Here is a 9,207-nt window from a genome sequence, read left to right on the forward strand (position 1 = left end):
GAAGCCGCTCTCAATATAACGTTTAATTTAAATTTCGTATTACTTTCTCGTTAAAGCTTTTTGCTCTTCTTCTGCCATCTTCACCGCTTCAAATGCATTCACAATTCCTCCACTCAATGATAATAAACTAAAATCAATCAGCTCGCCAGTGCCAGGTTGTGCAACTTTTTGCTTTGGCAATTTAATGGACGAATTTAAGATAATTTGCTTAATTTTTCTAAAATCGAAATCAGGATAATATGACATCAACATGGCTGCTAAACCCGTTACGACGGGTGCCGCCATACTTGTACCGCTTAAATCTTCGTATTGAGATCCTAAAACTGTTGATTTTAAATCTACCCCAGGCGCAAAAACATCCACCGTTTTATGTCCATAATTTGAAAATTCAGCCACTGAACTTGGTGGTTGCATCCAAGAGGTTGCTCCTACTTCCAACCAATTTTCAGCTTGCTTTCCATCAGCAAATTTCTTTGAGGGATAATTCTCACTAATATCAATGTTTTCGTTTTCATTGCCTGCCGCATGAATTAGCAAAACGCCTTTCGATTGGGCATATTTCACGGCTTCGTCAACGGCTTGCTTTTGGGGAGAAACAGATTTACCAAAGCTCATATTGATAATTTTTGCCCCATTATCAACCGCATATCTGATGGCGTTCGCCACATCTTTATCACGCTCATCGCCTTCTGGAACTGCACGAATTGCCATGATTTTTACATTTCCAGCAACTCCTAAAATACCCAATGAATTATTACGATTTGCCGCTACAATTCCAGCAACGTGTGTACCATGACGAGCATCTGGACCTTTAACTTCGTTATTTCCATAATCTCTATCGTTTACGTTTTCGACATCATCTCCAACTATTCCACGAGGATTAAAAGAAAGATTGATACCAAATTTAAACTGAGCATCATAATATTCGTAAGCTTCTTTCAGCTTCTCTTCGTCTTGTCCAATTTGCTCCAATAATTCAAAAACTCTTTTCGCCTTTTTAACGTCTTCTGGGTCTTTATACGTAATTCTGTTTAGGTCATTTTTTGAAACATCTTTAATTTTCAAAAAGGACGAAATTATCAATTTTGAATCAATGTATTTCTCGTATAATTTAATCACAAAAGGTCCTTGTTCTTGCAATTCTTGCACTTTTGCCTCGTATTTGGCCTTGTATTTTTTGTATAAATCGTACTCCAATCGCAAGGCTGTCGACAAACTGGGTAAATCTTGAACATATTGATAAATTCGCTTTAAACGACCAAATTCACGAGTAACTTCCATGGTTTCCCGAGAAATATCGGTTCCATCTTTTCCTCCCAAAAAATCCCAACCATACATATCATCAACATAACCATTTTTATCATCATCAATCCCATTGTCTGGAATTTCGTTGGGATTTATCCAAATATTTTCTCTCAAATCTTCGTGATTAATGTCCACTCCGGAGTCAATAATTGCCACAATGACCGTTTTTGAAGCCTTTTTATTCAGAAATTCACGATAAGCTCTTTCAGTGCTGATTCCTCTAACACCATTTTCAGCAAAATCAAGATTAAACCAATTTAATGGGGCCTTGTCAGGAGATAATTCCAAATATTGAGCATCGGAAATACTGGTGATTAGTAAGCAAGAGAAAAAAAGAAATTTATTAAATTTCATGATTATATTTATAGTAATGAAGTATTATATTTATTGGCGGATTATTTGGGTATCAGCTAAAATTCTTGACTTTTTTGATAAAATTCTGAAATTATCAACTATTTACTCAAAAAAATCTCACAAATCTAACAAAAAAATCATTAAAAAAAAGAATAATTTTAATATGTTGTTCGTTGAAAACTGCCTGATTTTGAGCTAATTTTATCACAAATAATGGTGAGTTTAAATAGCCTTAAAATTTGTTTACTTCAATTGTTATAAACATTTTGGTTCTCAACAGCAAGGGTTCTTTTCCCGTTACCTTTTTTGAAATAACTTTAATAAATGAGCGATAAATTCAAAGCCCACTTATTAAAAAAATCTAATGCGAATCCCTCGTAACAATACTGCCAGATTTTCCTTTCAAAAAGTCCATATCCGCTCCCAAATGGGCTTGTTCAACGTGTTTGATGTACATACTGACGTATCCACGAGTAATATTCATGTCAATTGGTTTCCAGTTTTTGCGTCTTTCAGCCAATTCTTCATCCGAAACTTCTAAATTCAAACTACGATTTGGTACATCCAAACTGATATAATCGCCATTGTGAACTAAAGCTAAATTTCCGCCGTCTGCCGCTTCGGGTGAAACGTGCAGAACAACCGTTCCAAAACCCGTTCCCGACATTCTCCCATCCGAAATTCTTACCAAATCATGAACGCCTTTTTCCAATAATTTTGTTGGAATTCCCATATTTCCAACTTCTGCCATACCCGGATAACCTTTTGGCCCAACGTTTTTTAGCACCATGATTGAATTTTCGTCAATGTCTAAGTCTGGGTCTTCGATTCTGGCATGATAATCTTCAATGGTTTCAAAAACTACTGCTTTTCCACGGTGAGTCATCAAAGCAGGCGTTGCCGCCGAAGGTTTAATTACCGCACCATTGGGGGCAAGATTTCCTCTGACTACCGCAATTCCAGAATTCTCTTTGAAAGGAGTTTCCATCGTAGCGACAATATTTCTATCAAAAACCTCCGCATTTTCAGAATTAGCGCCAATTCCCTTTCCATTCACCGTCAACGCATTATTATGCAGGACATTTTTCATTTCTTTGATTACGGCAGGCAAACCACCAGCATAATACAAATCTTCCATGAAGAATTTTCCCGAAGGTTGTAAATTAGCTAATAGTGGAATATGTTGAGAAAATTTATCAAAATCTTCCATGTTCAAATCCACGCCAATTCGACCCGCAATTGCCAAAAGGTGAATCACAAAATTGGTTGAACCACCGATGGCAGCATTTACCATGATGGCATTCTCAAAAGCCTCACGAGTCAAGATTTTTGAAAGTGTCAAATCTTCTTTCACCATTTCCACAATTCTACGCCCTGATAATTGCGAAATCACCTTTCTACGCACATCCGCCGCAGGAATTGCCGCATTATTTGGTAATGATAATCCCAATGCTTCCACCATTGTAGCCATTGTTGAGGCAGTTCCCATCACGGCACAATGTCCTTGCGTGCGAGCCATACAACCTTCAGCTTCGGTAAGTTGTTGTTCGTTGATTTCACCCAATTTAAAGGCTTCATCAAAACGCCAAACATCAGAAGTTCCGATGTCTTTTCCCCTCCAATGTCCTTTCAGCATCGGTCCACCCGAAATTACGAGCGTTGGAATATCTACCGAACAAGCTCCCATAACGAGTGAAGGCGTAGTTTTATCACAACCGCACAGAAGCACAACACCATCAATAGGATTAGCTCTGATGGATTCTTCAACGTCCATACTGGCTAAATTTCGATATAACATGGCCGTTGGTTTTATTAACGTTTCACCCAAAGACATGACAGGAAATTCTACTGGATAGCCACCCGCTTCATAAACGCCTTTTTTTACCGATTCGGCTAAATCTCTAAAATGAGCATTGCAGGGCGTTAATTCCGACCAAGTATTACAAATTCCTATGACTGGGCGACCATCAAACATATCATCAGGAATTCCCTGATTTTTCATCCAAGCTCTATAAATAAAACCGTCTTTCCCTGTTTTACCAAACCAATTTTGTGAGCGCAATTTTTCCATTATGAGGTATTTTTTAAAGTATTTTCTTCATTGTATTCAACCAACGATATTCTATTTTCATCGTCTCAAAATCTAAATAATTAGTATCAACAGTCTCAAAGCCATTCTTTTGATAAAATTCAATATTACCCATGCTGGAAGCCATTACTTTCAAATAAACTGTTTTTCTGCCCATTTCACGAGCAATGTCAATACCAAAATTCAGTAAAACATTGCCAAATCCTTTTCTGGCAAAAGCCTGGTCTAAATAAATGCGTTCTATATCGAAACTTTCATTTTCAGCTTGAAAGGAGTAATTAACCTTTAAATATCCACGTGGAGTATCATCTACCAATAGAAAGTAAAATGCAGTATTTTTATGCTCTAATTCTTCTTTAATTTTTTGAAGATTATACATTTTTTCAAGATACCATTCTCCTTCATCGTGCCAAAGATACGTATAAGTTTGCGGGTAAATATACTTACATAAATCGGAAAGTATTTTGAAATCTGAAGCGTTTACTTTTATAATTTTGTGGTTCATCTTCTTGTATATTTCTACTTTAATATCAGAGTGAAATAGTGAGAGTTTAGGATTGCGTTTAAAAGAAAATTTCACGTATCTCAATTCAGATGAGATCATCAGATAGTTAATCACTCCGTATCTAAAGTCCGAACCATAAAAAATTTCAAATCCTGTCCAAGGGTATATTCACAAGTACGAGTACCCGATGGGAAAGTCGAAAATTGAGAATTTCTAAATTGAAACCGTCTCACAAGGTTGTTATTTTCTACAAATAAAGTATCCTGTCCTGCATAACCGAATGATTGTCGGCCCATGAGTGGCGGAAGTGAGAATTTATGCAAACCATTCTGTGCCTCGAAACCCGTAAAAGTAAGTTTTTGATTTGTATTTGAATAAATCAAAATTTCGGGATAACCATCCGAATTCAAGTCGCTTGTTTCGGCTTTTGAAGCATTTTCTAAACTTTTATCTCGACTTTCTGCTACGGTTTTAGTGCCAAATAATAATACTAATTTCACGCCCAAAGAATCTTTCAAAAGTTGGAAAGTATAAGCATCTTTTTTCTGTTCAAAAAAGACATTGGAAGCATTAAACACCGACATTTTTGGCGCTGTGACATTCAAGAAATTAGCTTTTTCGGTAGAATCTTTTAACGCTAATTGTTGGACTAAACTATCAGGAAGGGCCATGTATTGATGGTCTTCGGGACTGGCTTCTTGGTTTTCGAACCAATATAAAGCGCCCGCCAAAGCCAAAATAAAAAGGATTAAAATGGGGAAAAAGAGTTTTGATTTTTGCATTTAATATGATTGAAAACTGGTAGTACGAAGATAAAGCGCAGAAACGAAATTAGTGTTTTATTTCAATAATATTATAGATTTTATTCGGAATAAATCCTCAAATCGCAAAAAAAAGGATGTTACACACCGTTTGCGTAACATCCCTTTTTTACATATAATTCAAATCATTATTGCGTTTTAGCTTAATAATATGCAGTGAATTTAAGAGCAAAATTATTGGATAAGTTGGGTCAAATTCATGCCATTTAATGCCAAAATTTGCTCGTCCACCCAATTTATGATGATTATTGTGATACGATTCTCCCATCATTAAAAAATCAAAGGGGAGTAAATTTTTAGCCGTATCATTTACTTTAAAATTGATATATCCGTATTTATGCGCAAACCAATTGATAATTACCCCGTGAACAGGACCCATTAAAAAGTGAATGGGTAGTAACAAATACTCCCATGGACTTGTGGCAAATTTTAGGTAAAATAACGTGTATAAGGTACCCCAAGCCAATCTCACAAACCATTTTGAACCTACATTTTCAAGAAAAGCATAATAAGGAACACCTTTGATAAACTTCGGATCGATGCCCGCTCGGTCATTTAAAATATCGTTGTATTTGATTTTTGTTTTCCACATCATGTCAAATAAATTTTCTGAATATTGCGGAGAATGTGGGTCATTTTCAGTATCAGCGTAGGCATGGTGCAAACGGTGCATAATTCCGTACGCCTTTGGACTTAGAAAAGAGGAACCTTGCGTTATGAATGTAAACCAATAAAAGAATTTTTCCCAACCTTTCGACATCGTGAACATTTGGTGAGCAGCATAACGGTGTAGGAAAAACGTTTGAGAAAATAAGGATAGGTACCAATGTGCTAAGAAAAAAATTAGAATTGCCATTATAAAAATAGTTATAGGTTAATAAATTGATTGAAATTTTGGTTATTTTTTGAAAAAAAATTAATTTAATTCGTAGATAAAAGCGTATAGATTACCGCAAGTCCTATAAAGTCAAAACCACTTTTAATAACTTTTCAAGTTTGGCATTTTCGATGGTTTCGTAGGCTTCCATAATTTGGTTTAATTTGAATAAATGTGAAATCAGTTTAGAAGGATCAAGTTTATTCGTTACGATATTTTTTATTAGTTCTGGGATTGAATACGTATCCACAATACGAGTGGTAATCGTAATATTTCTCGAAAATAATTGCTCTAAATGCAGGTTCACGCCTTTTCCGTGAATTCCAATATTAGCAATGTGTCCACCAACCGCCACAATCGCACTTGCCATTTCAAAGGTATTTGATGAGCCAACTGCCTCTATGACAGTATCAACGCCTTTTCCGTTGGTGTATTTCATCACTTTTTCAATGGCGTATTCATGGCTAATATCAATCGTATGGGTAGCGCCTAAACCGATGGCTTCTTGGAGTCGAGTTTCATCAAAATCAATCATGATAATTTGCGAAGGTGCATAAAATTGAGCGGTTAAAAGCGCAGCCATTCCGATTGGACCCGCACCAATAATAGCCAAAGAATTGCTCGTTTTTACTTGTCCCTGTATAATTCCACATTCATAAGCGGTTGGAATTACGTTACTTAACATTACAAATGCCTCTAAATCAGCATCATTAGGAATGTGGTATAAACTAAAATCAGCAAAAGGTATTCTTACAAATTCCGCTTGCGTTCCATCAATTGCATTTCCTAAAAGCCAACCGCCTTGTTCACAATGAGAATACATTTGTTTTCGACAGTTTTCACATTTGCCGCAGGAAGTAATGGATGAAATCAAAACAATATCGCCCGTTTTAAAACTCGTAACCGACTCCCCTACTTCCTCAATAATTCCCACGCCTTCATGTCCGATGATTCTACCAGCCGAAACAATGGGAACACTGTTATTCAAAATATGCAAATCGTTTATTCCAATGGCTGTTTTAAGAATTTTAACAATCACATCCGTTGAATTTTGAAGGATTGGCTTGGGTTTTTCATCCCAAGATTTTTGACCAGGACTATGATATACTAATGCTTTCATATTGATTTAGCGTTAATTTCTGAATCAAAATTCCGACATAATATCCAGTAGAAAGATGATGAATATTAGGCAATTCATAAGGATTTGTCATATTAAAAACTGATAAATATCATAATTGTCGCTTATGCTTTGATTTACTTTTGGGGTAAATTATACTCACATTAATTATGAATTCCCTTATCAATAAATACAACGTTGCAGGCCCACGATACACCAGTTATCCCACTGTTCCTTTCTGGGATAATGCTACTTTTAACGAAAAAGAATGGATTGATGCCATTCAAACCACCTTTGAATTGACCAATGGAGATACTGGAATCAGCCTTTATATTCATTTACCTTATTGCGAAAATCTTTGTACATTTTGTGGCTGTTACAAAAGAATTACCATAAATCATGCCGTCGAAAAACCTTATATTATGGCTGTTTTGAAGGAATGGGAACTGTATTTGAGTCATTTTTCGGTAAAACCAAGTATCAGTGAAATTCATTTAGGCGGTGGAACTCCCAGTTTTTTTAGTCCAGAAATGTTGGAATTACTAATTAATGGCATCGTTAAACATTCAAAAATCAGTTTAATTCATGAATTTAGTTTTGAAGGACACCCAAACAATACTTCTCGTCAGCATTTGCAATCTTTGTATGATTATGGATTTAGGCGAGTAAGTTTTGGGGTTCAAGATTATGACCCAATCGTTCAAAAAGCGATTAATCGAGTTCAACCTTTTGAAAACGTAAGACACGTTACGGAGTTGAGTCGTGAAATTGGCTATCAATCAGTTTCGCATGATTTGGTTTATGGCTTACCATTTCAGAAAGTTTCGAGTATTGAAGATATAATCCTCAAAACCATTCAATTAAAACCCGACCGCATTGCCTTTTATTCTTACGCTCATTTGCCGTGGTTGAAAGGAAATGGACAACGTGGTTTTAAGGATGAAAACCTGCCTGTGGCTTCAGAGAAAAGGGCGATGTACGAAATTGACAAAAGACTTTTTGAAGAAAATAATTATACCGAAATCGGGATGAATCATTTTGCTTTAAAAACGGATTCGCTGTATAAAGCCATGCAAGATGGAACGCTAAACCGTAATTTTATGGGCTATACAACCACGCAAACCAAATTAGTATTAGGCTTGGGCGTTTCGGCAATTAGTGATTCTTGGACGGGCTTCGCTCAGAATACAAAGGATATTGATAGTTATATGCAAATGCTAAAAAACAGAGAATTACCCGTGATTAAAGGGCATATTTTAAACCAAGAAGACTTAGTAGTACGCCAAAACATCTTGGATATTATCTGTAAATTCTCCACAACTTGGGCTGATGCTGACTTTAATTATGAAGAAAAAGTTGAACTATTTGAAAAATTAGCAGATTTTGAGAAAGATGGATTAATTGAATTTGATAATAACTCATTACGTGTAAAAGAAGAAGGACAAGCGTTTATCAGAAACATTTGTATGGCTTTTGACAAAAGAATGTTGCACCAAAAAAATGCAAAAAATCTGTTTTCAAAGACCATTTAAGTAAGACTTTATCAATTAAAAAGCAAAGCGGTAAGGGAATATAATCCTTTACCGCTTTCATTTTTTATTTTGATTTAATAACGTAAGGGCGTATAAAATACCAATGCTGTCAATTTAAAGTTTTTGAATTGTTCCAAAATTTAGATAATGCCAGCGTTAAGCGGATAAATTCCTTAAGTTGAAAGCACCATACTGATTTAAAAATCCAATCCAATTATTTCCTAAATGTCAAAATCGGCAAATTAGATTTTTGAACAAAATAATTAGAAACACTTGTATCAAAAATTTGACTAAAAATAGATTTATCATGAATTGCCAAAGCCAAAACATCTGGTTGATGCGTATGAATGTAGGTTTTTAAGCCTTCAACAACATCGGCACGATTGAGGTTTTTTACTGACAGGACTTCTCGGTCAAACTCTTCCCTCAATTGATGAGTCGTCTGCTCAATGCGATGCCCCACGTTCATTTCAAAATAATCGTGAATATGGACAACATTGCATTTTGCCCCGAAAGGCTCGGCAATTTCCATAATTTTATGGGTTACCAATAATTCATCTTCTTGAAAATCAGCCGCATATAAAAAGTGCTGTGGATAATGAATGAG

At 35.7% G+C, this 9,207-nt stretch carries 8 protein-coding genes; 1 reads left to right on the top strand and 7 read right to left on the bottom strand.

The features are described 5' to 3' along the window. Positions 1 to 39 precede the first annotated feature (39 nt). The 6 genes from AC1W31_RS14975 to AC1W31_RS15000 form a co-directional block, all read right to left on the bottom strand. Positions 40 to 1,659: a S8 family peptidase gene (locus AC1W31_RS14975; RefSeq protein WP_481735284.1), complete on the bottom strand. Its 1,620-nt coding sequence runs from the start codon at positions 1,657 to 1,659 to the stop codon at positions 40 to 42. A gap of 361 nt (positions 1,660 to 2,020) precedes the next feature. Next, complete coding sequence (locus tag AC1W31_RS14980; protein ID WP_481735285.1) at positions 2,021 to 3,730, bottom strand: IlvD/Edd family dehydratase; 1,710 nt, start codon at positions 3,728 to 3,730, stop codon at positions 2,021 to 2,023. Between the two features lie 13 nt (positions 3,731 to 3,743). Further along, entirely contained in the window at positions 3,744 to 4,253 is a 510-nt protein-coding gene (locus AC1W31_RS14985) for a GNAT family N-acetyltransferase (RefSeq protein WP_481735286.1), read from the bottom strand. A 110-nt stretch (positions 4,254 to 4,363) separates the two neighbouring features. Beyond that, positions 4,364 to 5,035, bottom strand: a complete 672-nt coding sequence (locus AC1W31_RS14990; RefSeq protein ID WP_481735287.1) for a hypothetical protein — start codon at positions 5,033 to 5,035, stop codon at positions 4,364 to 4,366. 148 nt (positions 5,036 to 5,183) lie between these two features. After that, a complete protein-coding gene (locus tag AC1W31_RS14995; RefSeq protein ID WP_481735288.1) occupies positions 5,184 to 5,930 on the bottom strand; it encodes an acyl-CoA desaturase in 747 nt (248 codons plus the stop codon). 103 nt (positions 5,931 to 6,033) lie between these two features. Further along, entirely contained in the window at positions 6,034 to 7,071 is a 1,038-nt protein-coding gene (locus AC1W31_RS15000) for a zinc-dependent alcohol dehydrogenase family protein (protein ID WP_481735289.1), read from the bottom strand. Between the two features lie 167 nt (positions 7,072 to 7,238). Between AC1W31_RS15000 and hemN the strand changes: the two genes are divergently transcribed. Then, complete coding sequence (gene hemN, locus AC1W31_RS15005) at positions 7,239 to 8,600, top strand: oxygen-independent coproporphyrinogen III oxidase (protein ID WP_481735290.1); 1,362 nt, start codon at positions 7,239 to 7,241, stop codon at positions 8,598 to 8,600. Between the two features lie 214 nt (positions 8,601 to 8,814). On the opposite strand, the gene AC1W31_RS15010 is transcribed toward hemN, so the two are convergent. Further along, positions 8,815 to 9,207, bottom strand: a 393-nt coding sequence (locus AC1W31_RS15010) for a universal stress protein (protein ID WP_481735291.1), incomplete at its 5' end; no start/stop codon positions are given.

This window comes from Arcicella sp. (assembly GCF_964672035.1).

What these genes read in the sequence shown, in the direction of transcription:
- AC1W31_RS14995 (WP_481735288.1), bottom strand. Translation starts at nt 5,930, where the DNA reads ATGGCAATTCTAATTTTTTTCTTAGCACATTGGTACCTATCCTTATTT.
- AC1W31_RS15000 (WP_481735289.1), bottom strand. Translation starts at nt 7,071, where the DNA reads ATGAAAGCATTAGTATATCATAGTCCTGGTCAAAAATCTTGGGATGAA.
- AC1W31_RS14985 (WP_481735286.1), bottom strand. Translation starts at nt 4,253, where the DNA reads ATGAACCACAAAATTATAAAAGTAAACGCTTCAGATTTCAAAATACTT.
- AC1W31_RS14990 (WP_481735287.1), bottom strand. Translation starts at nt 5,035, where the DNA reads ATGCAAAAATCAAAACTCTTTTTCCCCATTTTAATCCTTTTTATTTTG.
- AC1W31_RS14975 (WP_481735284.1), bottom strand. Translation starts at nt 1,659, where the DNA reads ATGAAATTTAATAAATTTCTTTTTTTCTCTTGCTTACTAATCACCAGT.
- hemN (WP_481735290.1), top strand. Translation starts at nt 7,239, where the DNA reads ATGAATTCCCTTATCAATAAATACAACGTTGCAGGCCCACGATACACC.
- AC1W31_RS14980 (WP_481735285.1), bottom strand. Translation starts at nt 3,730, where the DNA reads ATGGAAAAATTGCGCTCACAAAATTGGTTTGGTAAAACAGGGAAAGAC.